The 19,050-nt window shown below is 52.3% G+C and carries 19 protein-coding genes; 10 read left to right on the top strand and 9 right to left on the bottom strand.

Annotation, left to right across the window (positions count from 1 at the left end):
* Positions 1-157 precede the first annotated feature (157 nt).
* From EDC30_RS12995 to EDC30_RS12980, 4 genes are all read left to right on the top strand, one after another.
* Positions 158-577: a hypothetical protein gene (locus tag EDC30_RS12995; RefSeq protein ID WP_132259274.1), complete on the top strand. Its 420-nt coding sequence runs from the start codon at positions 158-160 to the stop codon at positions 575-577.
* 65 nt (positions 578-642) lie between these two features.
* Positions 643-1,317, top strand: a complete 675-nt coding sequence (locus EDC30_RS12990; RefSeq protein ID WP_243656776.1) for a glutathione S-transferase family protein — start codon at positions 643-645, stop codon at positions 1,315-1,317.
* Between the two features lie 19 nt (positions 1,318-1,336).
* On the top strand, positions 1,337-1,987 hold the full coding sequence (locus EDC30_RS12985) for an SGNH/GDSL hydrolase family protein (RefSeq protein WP_132259273.1): 651 nt from the start codon (positions 1,337-1,339) through the stop codon (positions 1,985-1,987).
* 570 nt (positions 1,988-2,557) lie between these two features.
* Positions 2,558-4,426, top strand: a complete 1,869-nt coding sequence (locus EDC30_RS12980) for an integrin (protein WP_207907277.1) — start codon at positions 2,558-2,560, stop codon at positions 4,424-4,426.
* A gap of 197 nt (positions 4,427-4,623) precedes the next feature.
* Here EDC30_RS12980 and EDC30_RS12975 read toward each other — a convergent pair whose 3' ends face one another.
* From EDC30_RS12975 to EDC30_RS12965, 3 genes are all read right to left on the bottom strand, one after another.
* Complete coding sequence (locus EDC30_RS12975) at positions 4,624-4,926, bottom strand: hypothetical protein (RefSeq protein ID WP_132259271.1); 303 nt, start codon at positions 4,924-4,926, stop codon at positions 4,624-4,626.
* Positions 4,927-5,199: 273 nt separating this feature from the next.
* Entirely contained in the window at positions 5,200-5,463 is a 264-nt protein-coding gene (locus EDC30_RS12970) for a hypothetical protein (RefSeq protein WP_132259270.1), read from the bottom strand.
* A gap of 365 nt (positions 5,464-5,828) precedes the next feature.
* Positions 5,829-6,185 (bottom strand): hypothetical protein, encoded by a 357-nt coding sequence (locus EDC30_RS12965; RefSeq protein WP_132259269.1) that lies wholly within the window; start codon positions 6,183-6,185, stop codon positions 5,829-5,831.
* A 260-nt stretch (positions 6,186-6,445) separates the two neighbouring features.
* On the opposite strand from EDC30_RS12965, the gene EDC30_RS12960 reads away from it, so the two are divergent.
* Complete coding sequence (locus tag EDC30_RS12960) at positions 6,446-7,033, top strand: hemerythrin domain-containing protein (protein ID WP_243656775.1); 588 nt, start codon at positions 6,446-6,448, stop codon at positions 7,031-7,033.
* Positions 7,034-7,101: 68 nt separating this feature from the next.
* Here the strand turns inward: EDC30_RS12960 and EDC30_RS12955 are convergent, their stop codons facing one another.
* The 5 genes from EDC30_RS12955 to EDC30_RS12935 all read right to left on the bottom strand — a co-directional run bounded on the left by EDC30_RS12955 (position 7,102) and on the right by EDC30_RS12935 (position 12,577).
* Positions 7,102-7,359, bottom strand: coding sequence for a hypothetical protein (locus tag EDC30_RS12955; RefSeq protein WP_132259268.1), 258 nt, complete (start codon positions 7,357-7,359; stop codon positions 7,102-7,104).
* Between the two features lie 10 nt (positions 7,360-7,369).
* Positions 7,370-7,654: a hypothetical protein gene (locus EDC30_RS12950; RefSeq protein WP_132259267.1), complete on the bottom strand. Its 285-nt coding sequence runs from the start codon at positions 7,652-7,654 to the stop codon at positions 7,370-7,372.
* Positions 7,655-7,742: 88 nt separating this feature from the next.
* Positions 7,743-9,302 (bottom strand): SpoVR family protein, encoded by a 1,560-nt coding sequence (locus tag EDC30_RS12945; RefSeq protein ID WP_207907276.1) that lies wholly within the window; start codon positions 9,300-9,302, stop codon positions 7,743-7,745.
* A gap of 11 nt (positions 9,303-9,313) precedes the next feature.
* Positions 9,314-10,582, bottom strand: coding sequence for a YeaH/YhbH family protein (locus EDC30_RS12940; RefSeq protein ID WP_132259265.1), 1,269 nt, complete (start codon positions 10,580-10,582; stop codon positions 9,314-9,316).
* 72 nt (positions 10,583-10,654) lie between these two features.
* Positions 10,655-12,577, bottom strand: a complete 1,923-nt coding sequence (locus tag EDC30_RS12935) for a PrkA family serine protein kinase (RefSeq protein WP_132259264.1) — start codon at positions 12,575-12,577, stop codon at positions 10,655-10,657.
* 394 nt (positions 12,578-12,971) lie between these two features.
* On the opposite strand from EDC30_RS12935, the gene EDC30_RS12930 reads away from it, so the two are divergent.
* The 4 genes from EDC30_RS12930 to EDC30_RS12915 all read left to right on the top strand — a co-directional run bounded on the left by EDC30_RS12930 (position 12,972) and on the right by EDC30_RS12915 (position 16,364).
* Complete coding sequence (locus EDC30_RS12930) at positions 12,972-14,072, top strand: sigma-54 interaction domain-containing protein (protein WP_132259263.1); 1,101 nt, start codon at positions 12,972-12,974, stop codon at positions 14,070-14,072.
* 35 nt (positions 14,073-14,107) lie between these two features.
* Positions 14,108-14,740 (top strand): response regulator, encoded by a 633-nt coding sequence (locus tag EDC30_RS12925; protein WP_132259262.1) that lies wholly within the window; start codon positions 14,108-14,110, stop codon positions 14,738-14,740.
* A 96-nt stretch (positions 14,741-14,836) separates the two neighbouring features.
* A complete protein-coding gene (locus tag EDC30_RS12920) occupies positions 14,837-15,265 on the top strand; it encodes a response regulator (RefSeq protein WP_132259261.1) in 429 nt (142 codons plus the stop codon).
* Between the two features lie 343 nt (positions 15,266-15,608).
* Positions 15,609-16,364 (top strand): Crp/Fnr family transcriptional regulator, encoded by a 756-nt coding sequence (locus EDC30_RS12915; protein ID WP_132259260.1) that lies wholly within the window; start codon positions 15,609-15,611, stop codon positions 16,362-16,364.
* Positions 16,365-16,426: 62 nt separating this feature from the next.
* Here the strand turns inward: EDC30_RS12915 and EDC30_RS12910 are convergent, their stop codons facing one another.
* Complete coding sequence (locus EDC30_RS12910) at positions 16,427-18,547, bottom strand: PAS domain-containing sensor histidine kinase (RefSeq protein ID WP_132259259.1); 2,121 nt, start codon at positions 18,545-18,547, stop codon at positions 16,427-16,429.
* Positions 18,548-18,813: 266 nt separating this feature from the next.
* Between EDC30_RS12910 and EDC30_RS12905 the strand changes: the two genes are divergently transcribed.
* On the top strand, positions 18,814-19,005 hold the full coding sequence (locus EDC30_RS12905; protein ID WP_132259258.1) for a CsbD family protein: 192 nt from the start codon (positions 18,814-18,816) through the stop codon (positions 19,003-19,005).
* Positions 19,006-19,050: the final 45 nt, after the last annotated feature.

Raw genomic sequence — 19,050 nt, 5'->3', positions numbered from 1 at the left:
TACTGCACATCGATTAACTCGGCGTCATATGACACCTATAGTCACTCAATGGATGGAACTCCCATAAAATTCCCATAAATATGGGATGCCGCTAAGGTAGGTCAAACTGTATAGTTGTTCGCTTTGCAACTCGACCTTTTGATAAGCGGAGTAGCCAATGTCCGACCAAGGGAAACCCAAGCACAAGCCTCCTTTTTACCAGGCCTTCCTGGCTGCATGTTTTTTTGGATTGCTTTGGGGCGGCTGGGCTTATTTTGCAAATCGGAGCCATGGTAATGCAGCGGCTCAGAGAGCATTCATCACGCAATTTACTTTCAGCTTTATCGCCACGTTTTTCTTCGCACTGGTAGTAGATTGTCTTTATTTAAACGCTACCACGCTGGCTGGGAAACTCCTGCTTTCAGGTCTTTTACCGGTCAGCGTAATGATTGCTTTGCTCAGTACCGTTCATTATTTTCGCGGCACGCCGAATATCCTCGCTACGGTTACCCCGTCGTCGACAATCGCAGCACTGTATTGTGCTTTGAAGATTGGGAGAGGCTATTGGGTAAGCAGGTATAAGAACGCGATCTCGTAGGCGTATTCGGTTTTGACCGTGGCAAAGACATATTTCGCTCTTTAAGCGAGCTCGTCTAGTAGCGCGTGGAACATGCCGCCGGCAATCGGCAATCGACAATCGACAATCAAAAGACTATGTATAAAATTTACGGCGACCTCAATTCAGGAAACTGCTACAAGGTTAAATTGTTGGCCGAGCAGTTAGGGATGCAATACGAGTGGTTCAATGTCGACATCCTGAAAAAGGAAACGAAGACGCCGGCTTTTCTACAAAAAAATCCTAACGGGAAGATACCGCTGCTCGAATTGGAAGACGGCCGGTTTCTTTCTGAATCCAATGCCATTCTTTACTATCTGGCAGAAGGTACGCGCTTCTTGCCGGAAGAACGGTTGGAACGAGCCCAGGTGTTCCAGTGGCTGTTCTTTGAACAGTACAGCCATGAGCCTTATATTGCTACTGCACGCTACATCATTCGCTACCTGGGCCGGCCGCCGGAGATGGAAGCCATGCTTCGATCGAAGCTTGCACCGGGCTATAAGGCCCTTCGTGTAATGGAAATCCACCTGCGCGGCCATGACTATTTCGTCGGCGAGCGCTATACGATCGCCGATATCGGCTTGTTCGCCTATACCCATGTGGCGGAAGAAGGTGGATTCGAGCTTGCGGAATTTCCTGCCGTTTGCCGCTGGATCGAGCGTATAAAGTCGCAACCAGGATTCGTGAGAATCGGCGAAATGTCAGCTGGCATGCAGAATTAAACCGAGCGCAAAAACACCTATGCAGCAGATTCTCGTCTATGCCGATTCACTCTCGTGGGGCATCATTCCGACGACTCGCAAGCGATTGGATTTCGACCAGCGCTGGCCCGGCGTGATGGAAAACGTACTGTGCGCGTCCGGGCAAAAAGTCCGTGTCATTGAAGACTGTCTGAATGGTCGACGCACCGTCTGGGATGATCCATTCAAGCCCGGGCGAAATGGCCTTGTTGGAATAGGGCAGCGCATTGAAATCCATTCGCCCTTGTCCCTTGTCATCCTCATGCTCGGGACAAACGACTTTCAGTCCATGCATGATCACAATGCCTGGCACTCTTCCCAAGGAATTCTTGCTCTGGTTTCTGCGATAAGAAATGCGCCCATTGAGCCGGGGATGCCGGTTCCTCCCGTGCTGGTCGTGGCGCCGCCTCCCATGCAAACACCCAAAGGTCCGATAGCGCCAAAATTCCACGGAGGCGAAGTCAAGTCTGTCGGGCTGGCTGAAGCGTATCGTACTGTTTGCATAGAATCGACGTGTCATTTCTTTGATGCAGGAAGCGTCATTTCATCGAGCACTATAGACGGAATCCATCTGGATCCTGATCAGCATATGACGCTGGGAAAGAAAATGGCGGATGTCGTGAGCACACTCTTGAAGAGCAGTCCTTTATAGCTCTTTGCAAGTTCAGGACAGGCTTCCATGCAACGAAATAAGCATGCCTCCGGATCGGTCCATCATCGATCAACACGCTCGCCATTGCGTGCTGCAGAATAAGTCTTCTCCCTCTTCATTCCCTCCCAATTTTTGCAAACCCTACCGAAACGCGACACCTCATTGTCGTTTGCATTTCAGCAGAGTCAAGCATGTGGCTATATCGTCCTCATGATGTGGTGCAAGGCTGACCACAATCAAGGCTGATGCCTTGTGATTCTTAAATCATGAAGGGCGAGCCGACGGACGCATAGCTGTGAGCGATGCAGTCCGATAGCGACGAAGATTTCAGAAGCAAAATAGAAATATCGGCCTTTGATTTGAACATGTGCCAGGGGGCATCGTCATCCATGACGAAACAAGTTCGTGAGATTGGCAGTGCCAGCATCTCGTAATACTAATGGCATCTCTATTGATCAAAGGGAGAAACTGATGCAATTGTTTAAGAAAACTCTTGGCAGAGCGACGATCATTGCCTTGACGTTTGTCCTCGCTGCTTGTGGCGGCGGTGGAGGGGGAGCAGACCCATCAGTGAGTCCTTCGCAAGGCTCCGTTACGACATCCACGAATGGAAATTCAGGAGCCGGCACGACGACTACCGTACCCGGCGTGACTTCGACTTCAAGCGTGACGACGACTGTGCCTGGCGCGACCTCCACCTCGGGTGTGACCACGACGACTGTTACGGGCAACACACCGCCAGCACCGACATTGTCGCTGGCGACGCAGAGCATCAAGACCTTCCGCTTTACCTGGTCGGATGTTGCCGGTGAATCGGAATACCGTTTGCTCGAACAACTGGATGCCGGGGCTGGTTTTGTGCAGGTGGCGACGATTGCCGCCAATACCGGCAGCTATGACCTGCCTGCTTTCCTGCCGCGACGCGTCAATGCGCAATACGTTCTGCAAGCCTGCAATGCTTCGGGATGCGCGAATTCTGCAGCAGTGGCTGTCAGCAACAACCTCGCTGCGGCGGCCGGCTATGTGAAAGCATCCAATCCTGAGGCGGATGACTGGTTTGGCTTCAGCGTCGCGCTCACTGCGGATGGCAATACCCTCGCCATCGGCGCTTATCTGGAAGACAGCGGCGCGACCGGCGTCAACGGAAACCAGGCAAGTAATACTGCCTTCAACAGCGGCGCCGTGTATGTCTATACCCGCAGCGGTAATATCTGGGTTCAGCAAGCCTACATCAAGGCATCCAATACGGGGGCAGGAGACTGGTTCGGCTATAGCGTTGCATTGGCGGGAAATGGCAATACGCTGGCCGTAGGCGCTCCGTTTGAAAGCAGTGCCGCCACCGGGATCAACGGCAATCAGCTTAACAATGATGCGTTGGATAGCGGAGCTGTCTACGTGTTCACCCGTAACGGCACTGCCTGGAGCCAGCAGGCTTATGTCAAGGCTTCCAATACCAATACCGGGGATGCATTCGGTATCAGTGTCGCACTGTCGTCCGATGGCAATACGCTGGCAGCCGGTGCCGCCAACGAAGCAAGCAGCGCGACCGGGATTAATGGCAATCAAAATAATAACAATGCCTTCGACAGCGGTGCGGTCTATGTCTTTACGCGCGGCGGTACTGCCTGGAGCCAGCAGGCTTATATCAAGGCGTCCAATACCGGTGAAGGCGATGCCTTTGGCGCCACCATCGCTCTTTCAGGTGACGGCAATACGCTGGCAGTAGGAGCGTACAACGAAGACAGCAGCGCAACTGGTATCCAGGGCAATCAGAATAACGAATTGGCAACGGATAGCGGTGCTGTCTATGTTTTCATTCGCAACGGTAGCAACTGGACTCAGCAAGCCTATATCAAGGCATCCAATACGGAATCAATGGACTGGTTCGGTTATAGCCTAGCGCTCTCGGCGGACGGCAATACGCTGGCAGTGGGCGCATACGGCGAAGATAGTGCTGCCTCCGGCGTTAATGGCAATCAGACCGATAATTCCAGTGCTGAATCAGGTGCGGTGTACGTATTTAGCCGTAACGGTGGCGCCTGGTCCCAGCAAGCCTATATCAAGGCATCCAATACCAACTCACTCGACTGGTTTGGCACGGGTGTGGCACTATCGGCCGATGGCAACACCTTGATTGTCGGTGCGGCCGGCGAGGATGGCGGCAGCGTTGGAATCAACGGCAACCAGGCTGACAACGGTACTGGCGACAGTGGCGCAGCCTATGTCTTTGTCCGCAGCGGCGTCACCTGGACGCAGCGCGCTTATATCAAGGCGCCGAATCCGGGAGCCGGTGACATGTTCGGCATGAGTGTCGCGATTTCCGCCGATGGCAGCACCGCAGCAGTCGGGGCTTATAATGAAGACAGCGGGGCCGCAGGTATCAACGGTAACCAGGCAAGTAATACGGCATCCAACAGCGGCGCCGTCTATCTCTACTAAGCTTATCGGAAACAGGGCCCGGAAAATTCCCCGCGCTCCTAAAAGCATAAGGGCAGCCTAAGCTGCCCTTATTTATATGCATACATATAGGTATCAACAATTCTGAATCACGGAGCTTGACCGGTAAAAACGATCGTTCTCAGGAAAACCAATAGACAAAAAATCTGGAGCGTAACTGCAATCCTGACGTATCTGATTTATTTGCGGCGGCGGGAAGTCGCACTAGGTGCGCCAACCTTTTCTTCCAGTCCGGGCAAAGCCATCTGGGCAAGGCGAGCTTGTGCTTGCTGTTTTACCGTCTGCCGAGGGACAAATGGGACAAGCGGGCCGGTCAGTTTTCGGACATTAGCCTTTATTTCCATCATCTGCTCTGATTTGGCCAAACGCACCAGAGCGAATAGGGCTTGTTCGAAAACGTGCTTCTGTCTTAACGTAGCGTTTTGTCCGCAGTAAGCATTAACCAAAGAAGCCACCATTTCTTGGGAGGTCAAAGTCGGCATGCTTGTCTCCTTGTAAAGAATTTTCTGTAAGTATTATTCTCCGTTGAAAATTGACAACTTTGAGTAAAATCAACTTTTCTCAAAAGAAGTCTTTAACTACGGAATCTATTAAAACACAGAAAATCTCATGAAGGAAACTGTCGAAATCGTTCAAAGTTAGCAATCACTTTTCCAATTGCGAAAATTAATGCACGGCAATAGTTGGGTAGCAAAGCGGGAAATCTGCTTATCGATTTCCCGCTTGTGCCAGCGTCCTGGATAGTGGAACCGCGCTTACGTCCTGCTTACCAGGTAGCGCAGTTCAGCCGCTTGGTTTGGCATGGTGGATTCAAACCGGCGAGCCATCAGTTCCAGTTCATCCAGGCTAATTTCATGGTCTACAGTAGCATCCTCAGCAGCCGGCGGGCCGACATGCGCCTTGACCGGATCGATGGCTAAAAGCGCGGCAACAAATCCGCGTGCTGCACGACCCAGATTTTCCGCATAAGAATTTACCGGACTGACATACGGATAGCTTGCGAAGTTTGCGTTCAACATGATGTTCTCCTGTCAACTTGGTAAGTTTATTATGGCGCCTTCGCGCTATAAATCAACGTTTAATATCTTATTGTTGACATTCACTTTATGAATAACATGTTATGGAAAATGTTTTTCTTTTTCGGAAAGTTCTCTATAAGAAACCCAATAATTTAACGGTAAAAATATTTCTTAATTTAAATCCATTTAAAAACAAAGACTTGCTTTGCAATAAACGCAAGGCGAAATGAAAGAGAGGAAATTTCATCGATGCCGACACGGAATCCAACAAGCAAGTTAAATTTACATTTTTCACTAGGATAGTAAAAACACTGCTTTCTTTGGAACCAACGAAAATTTCCTCATAAATTTCCCTATCTAAAAATTTATCGGCTCTGACGACTTTGCGAACGCGAGGAGCGTGACTTGTCGTCTGACTTTTCTGATGGTATGGGTGAGAAGCCGGAGACTTCTTCGATATCGCGGTTCGCTGGTGTTTCCGCGTCGGTGGCAGGCGGATCCATCACGCTATGGGGCGTATGGCTTTCGTGCTGGTTGATATATTGCTGCTCCTCAACCACTTGATGTAGCAAAGCACCGTCCATTGGCCTGGCTTCTTGTCTTGCCTGTTCCTGTTCTTTCCTTAAATGCTTGGTTTTTTCCAAGTCGTCGATTTCGGCTGGAGTTTTTTCGCCCGAACCAATATCCGCTTCATCCATGAAATGCTCATATTTCGGAGCCATTGCCTTCTCCTATGTATTCGATGAATTTACCTGGCCATCCAAGATTTCATACAGGCCATTTACATCAGAGTTCAGCAGCAATCCTTAGTTCGTAGAGAAGCCACCGCGGATACAGGCAATCGTAAAAGCGGATCCTGTTAAGCAACCGGTTTTGTAGTCTGAATATCCATTTGTTCTAACGCAAATGCCAGCTAATTGAAGTGAGTAATTCTGCTGATGCCGAGTCCATTTTTTTGTGACTATATTCGTAAAGGTGCGGCATGAATAAACGCCCCCAGCTGGTTTTGCCAATGGTGGTTTACCCGGATGTCGTCGGTCTGCTCACCATGGACCATCGTAAGGTCCAGGCTCTATTTGCCGAGATTCAGGCAAAGCGCGGCCGTATTCGCGTGCATGAAAAATTCGAGCTCGTGCGTAAAGTATGCGCCGAGTTATTGATTCATTTCGCCGTGGAAGAGGGGATCTTTTATCCGGCCGTGCGAGAGGCCATAGAAGATGTCCGCCTGATGGATGAAGCAGAGGATGAACACGAATCCGCCAAAAGCATCATCATCATGCTGGGGAGTATTCCACCGGACGACCCTATGTTCGATGCCAAGGTCCGCGCATTGGCGGAACAGATAGAACACCACATTCAGGATGAGGAAGCTGTCATGTTTCCCAAGGTGCTGGTGTCGGAACTGGATCTGGTCGCCGTCGGAAGAGAATTGCTTGCGGCAAAAAACGAGATGCGCGCCCGGCTCGGCCTCGCAATCGAAGAAATTGCGGATGAGCATTTCCCGGAAGAGGATATGTATCTCTCGTCTTCCCATGCACGCAACGCCGCCTCGCGCATGCGGCATATCTAAATAGAACCAGGTAAGAGCCCGTAATGAAGCGCAATTACGGGCGTTGGCCTTCTATCTCTTTATTACAATCAGGGCCAGGGCGTCGGATTGACGTCCGTGTATTGCGGGCCGCCTTTCTCGGGTGGCGGCACGGATTCGCCCTCATCCAATCGCCGGCCGATGATAGTGCTGATTTCGCGGCGCGATTCGGCAAAGTCCGATGCCATCAGCGGATAGTTTTTCTGTGGCCAGTTAGTGATCGCCCAGCTGGTGAATTCCTCAAAACGGCGTATCAGTTCATCTGCATAGCGGGATGCTTCATCGGTAGAGTTCTGCGGTGTAGTCATGCGATTCTCTCTAGTGAAAAGTCTGACGCAGCCGGCTGCAGCGAGCCGCGCCGGACGTGCTGATTGTCTTCGATAATTCTGGGGCTGCGTTGACAATGGACGGATTTGGATGAGGCGGCAGCTCTTCCTCATCGGGAGAAGGCTCCTCGCCTGGCAGCGGGTCCAGCGGATCTTCTTCCGGAATGGGCGCGCGATGCAATTGCCACACTAGAGTATGGTTATAGAAGAAAACGGAAACGGGACGAAACAAGGTTCCTGGAATAGGGCATAAGGATAAGCTAATGCGGCTGGACATGAATTGACCTCCATACGACGACTTTCCATAAGATCAAGTCGATGTATGCTGGTTCCCCGGCGAGAACCAGCGCCGCTATGACGTAAGGCTAGCGCTTGCGTCTTTGTCTTCTTTCAGCTTTGCATTCCTTCGTGTGCAGTATTGCGCCTTCAGGCGTGACCGTCTCCAGGTGTACGTCGAATCCCCACAGGCGAACAACATGCTTTAACACTTCTTCCGTGTTCTGGCTTAGGGGACGGCGCTGGAATTGGGTATGACGCAGTGTCAGGCTGCGGTCGCCATGCGTATTGACGGACCAGACCTGGATATTCGGCTCGCGATTGCCCAGGTTGTACTGCGCCGCCAGTTGTTCGCGCACATAGCGGTAGCCGCTGTCGTCATGGATTGCCGAGACTTCGAGGTTGTCCTTATGGTCGTCGTCCAGCACCGAGAAAAAGTGAAAGTCGCGAATGAGCTTGGGCGAAAGATATTGCGCGATGAAGCTTTCGTCCTTGAAATTGCGCATTGCAAAATCCAGCGTCTTGATCCAGTCGCTGCCGGCAATTTCGGGGAACCAGGCGCGATCCTCATCCGTCGGCTCTTCGCAGATGCGTCGAATGTCGCGCATCATGTTAAAGCCCAGCGCGTACGGATTGATGCCGCCGTAATAGGGACTGCTTACCGGCGGCTGATACACGACGTTGGTATGGCTTTGGAGGAATTCCATCATGAAGCCGTTGCCGACGATGCCTTCGTCGTATAACTGGTTGACGATGGTGTAATGCCAAAAGGTGGCCCAGCCTTCGTTCATGACCTGGGTTTGCCGCTGCGGATAGAAATACTGCGAAATCTTGCGCACGATACGCACGATCTCACGCTGCCAGGGTTCCAGCAGCGGGGCATATTTCTCGATGAAGTACAGCAGATTTTCCTGCGGCTCTTCGGGAAAGCGCTGTGCGACTTCTTCCTCTTCCTCTTCGGCCTCACGGCGGGGAAGGGTGCGCCATAACTCGTTTATCTGCGATTGCAGATACTCTTTGCGTTCCTGCTGGCGTGCGCGCTCCTTTTCCATCGAGATCTTGGCAGGGCGCTTGTAACGGTCGACGCCATAATTCTGCAAGGCATGGCAGGAATCCAGCAGCAGTTCCACCTCTTCGATGCCGTAACGTTGCTCGCACTGGCTGATGTAATTCTTGGCGAAGACCATGTAGTCGACGATCGCCTCGGCATCGGTCCAGGTGCGGAACAGGTAATTCCCCTTGAAGAAGGAATTATGGCCGTAGGCTGCATGCGCGATCACCAGCGTCTGCATCATCAGGCTGTTTTCTTCCATCAGGTAGGCGATGCAGGGATTCGAATTGATGACGATCTCATACGCCAGGCCCATCTGGCCGCGTTTGTAACTCTTTTCCGTGGAAAGGAAGTGCTTGCCGAATGACCAGTGGTGATAGGAAACCGGCAGGCCGACGGAGGCATAGGCGTCCATCATCTGCTCGGCGCTGATGATCTCCAGCTGGTTCGGATAAGTGTCGAGGCCGAATTTTTCGGCGACGCGGCGCACTTCTTCATGCGCCTGTTCGATCAGCTCGAATGTCCATTCCGACTGGTCAGGCAGTCGGCGCGGATTCACCGCTGGCGCCGATTGGGGCGAGACAGGCAGTTCGTTCATTGTCTCCCTCCTCATGTAGTCTGTTTCTTGAACAGTTCGCGGAAGACCGGGTAAATGTCGGCGGGCGACTCGATCTTCTGCATGGCGAAATGCGGATGGGCTGCAGGAATCTGCGCATATTCTTCCCACAGATTCTGCGGCGGACCATCCGTGATTTCGACATAGGCGTAATACTGCACCAGCGGCATGATGGCGTTGGTCAGCAGTTCGCGGCAAGTCGTGGAATCGCTGTCCCAGTTGTCGCCGTCGGAAGCCTGGGCGACATAGGCATTCCAGTCGCCGCTGGCATAGCGTTCCTGCAGGATCTTCTGCAACAGTTGCAAGGCCGAGGAGACTACCGTGCCGCCCGATTCGCGCGAATGGAAGAAATTATGCTCGTCGACTTCGGTGGCCGAAGTATGGTGCCGGATGAAGACCACCTCGATCTTTTCATAAGCACGCGTCAGGAACAGGTAGAGCAGGATGAAAAAGCGCTTGGCCATATCCTTCCTGGACTCATCCATCGATCCGGAGACATCCATGATGCAGAACATGACCGCCTGGCTCGACGGCTTGGGTACCTTGATGCGGTTGCTGTAGCGAAGATCGAACGGGTCGATGAAGGGAATCGCCAGGATGCGCGCACGCAGGTGACTGATTTCCTTACGCAACTCCATCACGCGCGGATCGTCTTCGTCGGCTTGCTCCAGCAATGCCTGCAGTTCGTCTTCCGCTTCCTTCAGACGCTTGCGCGGGCCGCCGCCGACAGCGATGCGCCGTCCGAGAGCCCCGCGCAGGGAACGCAACACATGAATATTGGATGGCGTGCCGGAGACATTGTAGCCGGCGCGTTGCATCTTGAATTCCGGGACGGCGGTCAGTTGCGTCTTGACCAGGTTCGGCAATTCGAGGTCGTCGAAGAATACGTTGAGAAATTCTTCGCGCGATAGTTCGAAGGAAAAATCGTCCTCGCTGGTTTCCTCGCTATTGCCGGCCCGGCCGCGGCCGCTGCCGCCTCCGCCGCCACGGGGGCGCTCGATCTGGTCGCCCTTGGCATATTCCTTGTTGCCCGGGTGAACGCTTTCCCAGATGCCGCCATGGGAGTGGCCGAATACCGGCTCGTTGATATCCTTGACGGGAATGGAGATTTTTTCGCCGCTTTCCATATCCGTGATGGAGCGGCCCTTGACTGCGCGCGCCACCGCTTCCTTGATCTGTCCCTTGTAACGACGGATGAAGCGCTCGCGGTTGATCGCAGACTTGTTCTTGCCCTGCAGACGTCGGTCAATAAGATGAACCAAAACCTTCTCCTGCTTGCTTGGCATCCTTCCCCGGGAAGGGGAAGGTATGCGTTACAACGACTCTGTTACCTGTTACGAAGACTTGCGAACCCGCAGGTACCACTCGCACAACAAGCGTACCTGTTTTGCCGTATAACCTTTTGCAACCATGCGCTTGACGAATTCCTCGTGCTTGTGGGCATCGTCGGCGCTGGCCTTGGCGTTAAAGGAAATCACTGGCAGCAAGTCTTCCGTATTCGAGAACATCTTCTTCTCGATCACCGTGCGCAGCTTTTCATAACTGGTCCAGAGCGGATTCTTGCCGCCATTTTGCGCGCGGGCACGTAACACGAAGTTGACGATTTCGTTTCGGAAATCTTTCGGATTCGAAATGCCCGCAGGCTTCTCGATCTTTTCCAGTTCATTATTCAAAGCCGTGCGGTCGAAGCTTTCACCGGTATCCGGATCGCGGAATTCCTGATCCTGGATCCAGAAGTCGGCAAACACGACATAGCGGTCGAAAATGTTCTGGCCATACTCGGAATAGCTTTCCAAGTATGCAGTCTGGATTTCCTTGCCGATGAAGTCGACATAGCGCTGCGCCAGGTGTTCCTTGATATACGTAAGATACTTGTGCTCGGTTTCGGGCGGGAACTGCTCGCGCTCGACCTGCTGTTCCAGCACGTACAATAAATGCACCGGGTTGGCCGCCACTTCCGTCGTGTCGAAGTTAAAGACTTTCGACAGGATCTTGAAGGCGAAACGGGTGGACAAGCCATCCATGCCTTCATCGACGCCGGCATAGTCGACATACTCGTGGATCGACTTGGCCTTCGGATCGGTGTCCTTCAGGTTGTCGCCATCGTAGACCAGCATCTTGGAATAGATGCTGGAGTTTTCCGGCTCCTTCAGACGCGACAGCACGGCGAATTGCGCCATCATCTTCAGCGTGCCGGGCGCGCAGGGCGCTTCCGACAACGAAGAGTTACGCAGGAGCTTGTCGTAAATCTTGACCTCTTCAGATACGCGCAGGCAATACGGCACCTTGACGATATAGATACGGTCAAGGAAGGCTTCATTATTCTTATTGTTGCGGAAGGCTTTCCATTCGGATTCGTTGGAGTGCGCCAGGATAACGCCGTCGAAAGGAATCGCGCCGAAGCCCTCGGTGCCCTTGAAGTTGCCTTCCTGGGTAGCCGTCAGCAGCGGATGCAGCACCTTGATCGGCGCCTTGAACATCTCGACGAATTCCATCAGGCCCTGGTTGGCCAGGCACAGGCCGCCGGAATAGCTGTAAGCATCCGGATCGTCCTGGGAATAATCTTCCAGCTTGCGGATATCGACCTTGCCCACCAGCGAGGAAATATCCTGATTGTTTTCATCGCCCGGTTCGGTCTTGGAAATGGCGACCTGTTTCAGTACCGAGGGATAACGCTTGACCACGCGGAACTGGTTGATGTCGCCATTGAATTCCTGCAGGCGCTTTACTGCCCACGGGCTGGGGATGGTGCGGAGGTAGCGACGCGGGATGCCGAAATCCTCTTCCAGGATCGTGCCATCCTCGGCTTCATCGAACAGGCCAAGCGGCGACTCGTTCACAGGCGAGCCCTTGATGGCATAGAAGGGCACATGTTCCATCAGGTGCTTGAGCTTTTCCGCGATCGACGATTTGCCGCCGCCGACCGGCCCCAGCAGGTAAAGAATCTGCTTGCGCTCTTCCAGGCCTTGCGCGGCATGGCGGAAATAGGAAACCACCTGTTCGATCACTTCTTCCATTCCGTAAAACTCGCGGAAGGCAGGATAAATCTTGATGACCTTGTTGGAGAAAATACGCGACAGGCGCGGATCGTTGCGGGTGTCCACAAGCTCGGGTTCGCCGATCGCATGCAGCATGCGTTCAGCCGCACTTGCATACGCCAGATGATCGCGCTTGCAAATCTCGAGATATTCCTTCATGGAATATTCTTCTTCCCGGGTACGTTCATAACGTGAAGCGTAGTTTTCAAAGATACTCATAATGATCCTTTACGCAGAAAACTTTTTGCAAGCATGACGGTACCGTCTGCCATACAGCAAATTAGTGTAGGGCAACGATTTAATCATACGCCCATATTTCTCATACTGTGCCAATTCTTTCTCCTTCGCGAGACATTTTTTGGAGAAATGTCACACCGCTTCAGCAGCGGCTTTTTTTCGATCTGCGTATAACGACAGCATCGTCGTACGCACGTTTGCCTATTTTTACTCTCTAAGACATTTGAGAGAAATCAATTGTTCATATGCCGATGAAAAAATTAAGCAAGTAAGTCGGTGTCGTCCTACACGAAAATCGGAGAAACACGGATGCGTCATATTTTCCGGTTGTGTAAATATTGTTGAAATCAACATGCAATAGAACAAGGAGTGTCCTATGCTTAACGATTACCGAATTAGTGACACGCCTCAGGCCGCTGTGCGCTACCTCGCCTGTGAACCTCGTATTCCAGTTATTGCAACGATTTCTGACGAGACACAAAAACCCCAGCCCCAAGTTCTGGCAAGATTCGGCGATCTGTATGGCGCATCGCGGCCTATGCGGCAGCTTTTTCGCATGATCGCCAAGGTGGCGCCGACTCAGGCCAATGTATTAATCGAGGGGGAAAGCGGTACGGGTAAGGAATTGGTAGCCAATACGATCTACCTGATGAGCGGACGTGCCGGCCAGCCATTTGTGGCGGTAAATTGTGGGGCGATTTCCCCGAACCTGATGGAGGCGGAGCTGTTCGGGCATGAGCGCGGGAGCTTTACCGGCGCTGTGCGTAGCCGCAAGGGGTGTTTCGAGCGTGCCGATGGCGGCATCCTGTTCCTGGATGAAGTCACGGAAATGCCGATGGATATGCAGATCAAGTTGCTGCGTATCCTGGAGACCGGGCGGTTTTGCCGGGTCGGCGCCGATTCGGAAACGGAAGTAAAGGTTAGGGTGATTGCCGCCACCAACCGGTGTCCGAAACAGGCTGTACGGGATGGCATCCTGCGCAGTGATCTGTATTACAGATTGTCGGTTTTTCCCTTGCAGGTGCCGGCGCTGCGCGAGCGAGGGGAAGATATCGAATTGATCGCCAATGTGTTTCTGGATCGCTTGAATCGCGAAGACCACACGAACAAGGTCTTTTCACAGGCTTCGCGGCAATTCATGCAGACCTATCATTGGCCGGGGAATGTGAGGGAATTGAAGAATGCCGTTCAGCGCGCGTTCATTTTGGCGGATCGCGAACTGGATTTGACTGCAGCCATGACGGCGCCGAGCCCGGCTTTGTCCGAGGCGGTCCAGGCGGACCGAGAAGAGTCGGGAGACTGCGTGACGCTGCAGGTGGGCAGTACCCTGGAAGAAGCGCAGCGCAAGCTGATTTGCGCAACGCTGGGGCACTATAACGGTAATAAAACTTTGGCTGCCGCAGTATTGGGCGTCAGTCTGAAGACTTTGTACAATCGTTTAAAAGAGTATGAATCTAAACCAAGTGGTGCCGGGTAAGGTGGCGCCTTCAAGCATAGCAAGGTAGTTAATATATGGTAAATATTCTGGTAGTCGATGATCATGCCGTGGTGCGCGCCGGCGTCCACTATATTATCGATAGCCTGCCAGACATGCGCATTGGCGGGGAGGCGGCAACCGCCGACGAAGCGATCCGACTGATTCGCACTCAAGACTGGGATGTCGTTCTTCTGGATATCGCGATGCCGGATAAAAGCGGGCTGGAAGTGTTGCGACAGATTAAGAGGGAAAAGCCCAACTTGCCTGTACTCATACTCAGCATGCATCCGGAGAACCGCTATGCCGTACATATGCTTCGCAGCGGAGCAGCTGGTTATGTGCAGAAGGAGGCGCTGGCGGAGGAACTGGTAAACGCCATCAATACCGTCAGAAGCGGCAGAAAATATATCAGCTACGGCGTTGCTGAATTGCTGACCACGCAAAAGGAAAATGAAGGCAGTAAAGCCTTGCATGAAACTTTGTCGCGCAGGGAATATGAAATTTTTTGCAAGTTGAGCCAGGGCGAAGGGGTCACGAAAATTGCCGATACTTTGTGTCTCAGCGTAAAAACCGTCAGTACTTACCGTACGCGGATATTGCAAAAAATGAACATGGCAACCAATGCCGACCTGATCTATTACGCAATTAAAGAAAAACTGATCGATTAGCAATTTAATTGCATTTTAGTAAGCAATGTAATAATGTTGATAAATGGAATGTACTTGCAGTTTCAGGGAGAAGCTTAACTTCACTTAATGTATGCAATGAATCGTTCTCATGCCCCCGTATCCACGGTGACCGCGCCACGTTGCCTCCGAATTTTCCTGGTGGAAGATTCAAAGGCGGTTCGGGACTTGTTGATTCAAAACCTGACTAATATTCCAGGTATTGAACTCGTTGGCTATGCGGATGGGGAAAACGATGCATTAGAGCAACTATCTTCCAATCACTGCGACGTATTGATTCTTGATATACGTCTCAAGCAGGGAAACGGCGTAAATCTTTTGCGTTCCTTGAACAGCCTGCCCAATATTAATATCAACGTCAAAGTTATCTTCACCAATAATGCCAGCGATACTTACCGACGGGCATGTACGCAATATGGCGTTGCGCATTTTTTTGATAAATCCACCGACTTCCTGCAGCTTCGTTCTTTGATGAACAAGCTCGCATCCTCGATTACGATTTCTTGATTGAAATCGGGCAAAGCCGTTTCTTAAGAATTTCAAGCAGGCTTACGTACGAATTCATGGTGTCGTTTGGCGACATGTCAGTTCTTCTTCAGAATGCTGATGCTATGCGCAACTTCCCGCTGCCTCTGCAATCCCACAACTAGTTCAGAACAGTGCATCCCGAAAACGTAGTGTTGACGGCATGCAGACAGGGTATTGGACAAGCCAGGAGACGTTCATGGGGCAGAAGAGCAGTTCTTTTACAGGTGCTTCCGCTTTGCGGCCGGTAAGTTCTCACGTCCTCAATACATTCAAAAAGTACGGTAACGAACAGCGACAGCAGGTCAGGGCTCGGCAAGCTGACATGCCGGTGCGAATTGCCGGTCTGTATGGACATAATCCGCAACAGAATCATATCCTGGCATCGTTACCTAATGGCGAATATGAACGGCTCAGCCCTTTCCTGGAACTTGCATCCATGCCCTTGGGGATGGTGGTGGCGGAAGCCGGCGCCGCTATGCCGTATGTTTATTTCCCTACCAGTAGCATCGTCTCGATCCTGCACGATACACGGGATGGCGCGTCGGCGGAAACTGCGGTAATCGGTCATGAAGGATTGGTCGGCGTAGCGCAGTGGATGGGCGGCGGCGCCATGTCCAGCAGGGCAGTGGTGACCAGCGCCGGTTACGGCTTTCGCCTTGGCGCCGCACAATTGAAAGAAGAATTCGATCGGGGCGGTGCGCTGCAAAAGCATTTATTACGGTTTACCCAGGCATTGCTGACGCAGATGTCGCAGTCTGCAGTATGCAACCGTCACCACAGCGTCGCCCAGCAATTATGTCGCTGGCTGTTGCTGCGGCTTGATCGCCTGCCATCCAATGAGCTGACCATGACCCAGGAATTGATCGGCAACATGCTGGGGGTCAGGCGCGAGAGTGTGGCTGAAGCAGCGGGGCGGCTGCAGGATGAAAAGCTGATCCATTACAGCCGCGGTCACATCACGATCCTGGATCGCGAGGGCCTGGAGCACAAGGTATGTGAATGCTACGCCGATCTGAAAAGCGAATACGAACGATTGCTGCCGACGAAGATGGATTCCGGCGCCTCGGCACAGAAATAAGCAATCCGACATGCTTCCGTTTTAGGCTTTGCTCGGTGATGGAGCGCCGCGATGCTCGTGATTTATGCCGGGTGCTTTGGAAAATCCAGGATGGTTGCGGATTCGGCCGGACTGATGATATGGGTCTTTGGCAGGGTAATGCTGATGCGGGTGCCAGCTCCCGGCTTGCTATCGATGGCTATGCTGCCGCCCAGATAGGCGGCGCGCTCGCGCATGCCCCGCAAGCCATGCGTCAGGGTATAGGGGTGAACCGCAGGTGGAATGCCAACGCCATTGTCGCGAATGGTCAGATAGATGTAGTCGCCATCATCGTCCAGGATGATATCCACGTGAGATGCCTTGGCATGCTTGGCGATATTGTTGAGCGCCTCCTGGACCATCCGGAAGAGGGACGTTTCCACTTGGGAGGAATACTTCACCTCTTCATCCGGCAAACTGACAGAGCAGCTTAGGCCGGTATAGTTTTCGAAATCCATTGCCTGATCGGTAATTGCCGTCTTGATGCCGAAGATATCGAGCTTGTCAGGGCGCAGTCCGTTCTGGATGCGACGCTTGGTCGCCGTTATCGAGCCCAGCAAGGCCTTGATTTGCACGATCCGTTCGGCCATGCCCGGTTCGTTTGAAATCTGCTGGAACATAATTGCCAAGTGCATGTTGAGTGCGGTCAGGGATGCGCCCATGTCATCATGCAGCTCGCGCGCAATGGCGCGCTTTTCTTCTTCGCGCATCGTTTCAAGATGGCCGATCAGTTCCCGCACTTCCTGCGTCCTCGCCTCCACCAGTTTTTCAAGGCGGGCTTCCTGCGCGCGCAATGCATCTTCGCTGCGTTTTCTGTCGGTGATGTCGGTGGCGATGCCTACCGTTCCCATGATTTTTCCATGCTTGCCGAACCAGGGAGCGGTAGTCACATAATACGTGCGCTTACCGACGGCAGATTTCAGCGTGAATTCGATCGCATTGGCTTTTTCTTCGCTAAGAACGGTCCGGTGGTTCGCCTCGATGGCGGCTGCGGCTTCTTCCTGACCTTCGAGTATCTGGACACTCGTAAAGCCGACGACTTTATTCAATTGTCTGCCAAAGATCTTCAATGCCATGGGGTTGGCGAAGATATAGCGCCCCCTGCGATCCTTGACGCAGATGGCATCAGTCGTGAAGTCGCTTACGATGCGAATCAGGTGATTGGTTTGCGCCAGCTCGGCTTCTCCCTTGACGCGAGTGCCGTATTCCTGATTCAGTATTAACGCCGCGCGCCAGTACAACACCAATAGCAGGGCGCAGCCAGCCAGTAGCGCCAGTGGCGAAATCATTTCTTTGCCGTAGAAGCCCTGGCTTTCACCCCATTTCGCAAGCAGGGCCAAGCCCACCAGCAAAATGATTGTTGCAGGTAAAACGCTGCGTAACAGTCGACCTCCTGGCGCCTTACTGAATAAGACAGCCATCATCGAGTGTTGAGGGCGAGCGAGCAACATCCCAATCGCCAACGCAATGAACGCCCATGGTGTTTCCCGGGAAATGGCTGGTGAGGGACCTGGGCTAGCCAGCATCGGCAGATTAAATAAATAGCCGATGACCGGAACGGACATCAGCGCCAGGACGGCTACCGCACAGTATTCAGCGGAAAAGTGTTTGTTATGCGTAACGTCGTCAAGGCGGTACAGTCCCCATCCAGCAAGGATGGCGGTTAATGCCGTCAGAAATGACATTGCATGCAGGTCGACATTAATGGAAAAAATCGAAGTGCTCAGGTAGGGAATGAAGTTTTTGCTGATCGCGATATCGACCAAGGAAACAATTCCCAGAAAAATCATCAAGCCAGCAAAGCTTCGTGCAGCAATGCGCAGTAGTCGGTTCACTTGGGCGGACTTGAAAATCGACGGTTCGATTTGCAAGCCGAGCGACAATCCGGATAGCAATATCGCTGCCGCGGTGAAGGTACGGGTAGCAGGTAAAAATAGACTTTGATTGTCTGGCACAGAAGCAAAAAGGGATGTTTCCATGTCCAACATCAGCGCCGCTCCTCCGATAGACAGGATGAATGCGACGAGAATGGAGATCAGTCGAATATTGAAAAGGCGGCGTCCGATGGAATTAGGGTTCATGATTTCTGGGAGCAGATGCCGACTGATAGGAAAACAGATGCCAATGTAATTGCTGTATCGATTTGTACTTTGCGCAAAAATCAAAAGGGCCCAGTATTTTACTGAGCGACGATGAAAAATGTGCCAACCAGGATTGATGCATCTCAATGAATAAGAAGATGCACACCGAATTCATTCCATTTCTGAATGCAATTATTTTTATCTTGGCTTTAATTTCATAGATCTATACGCAGTCTTTTGTATAAGTCTTCCAGTTGTTATGTGGGGTGGCGCACAGATGAGTCTTGCCTATTAATCTACATTGGTCACACATGGTTTTGGAAATTTAACTTGTGAAGACAGGAGCTATCATGAACAAGGACCAAATCAAAGGTAAGGCGAAAGACTTGGCTGGCAAGGTCCAGGAACAGGCCGGTCGCGCAGTGGGAAATGAAAGCCAACAGGCAAAGGGCCTGGCTAAACAAGCCGCAGGTAAAACCCAGGAAGGGTTTGGTGATGCCAAGGAGACTGTACGTAAAGCTACGTCGCCAAAGGGACACTAAGTTTGCATCTTGCCTGACTTCCTTTAGCTGTCTTGCACACGCTCG

Origin of the sequence: Paucimonas lemoignei (assembly GCF_004342585.1) — a bacterium.
In the GTDB taxonomy this organism is placed as follows: Bacteria; Pseudomonadota; Gammaproteobacteria; order Burkholderiales; family Burkholderiaceae_D; genus Paucimonas; species Paucimonas lemoignei.
This window is presented reverse-complemented; position numbering and strand designations above follow the sequence as displayed.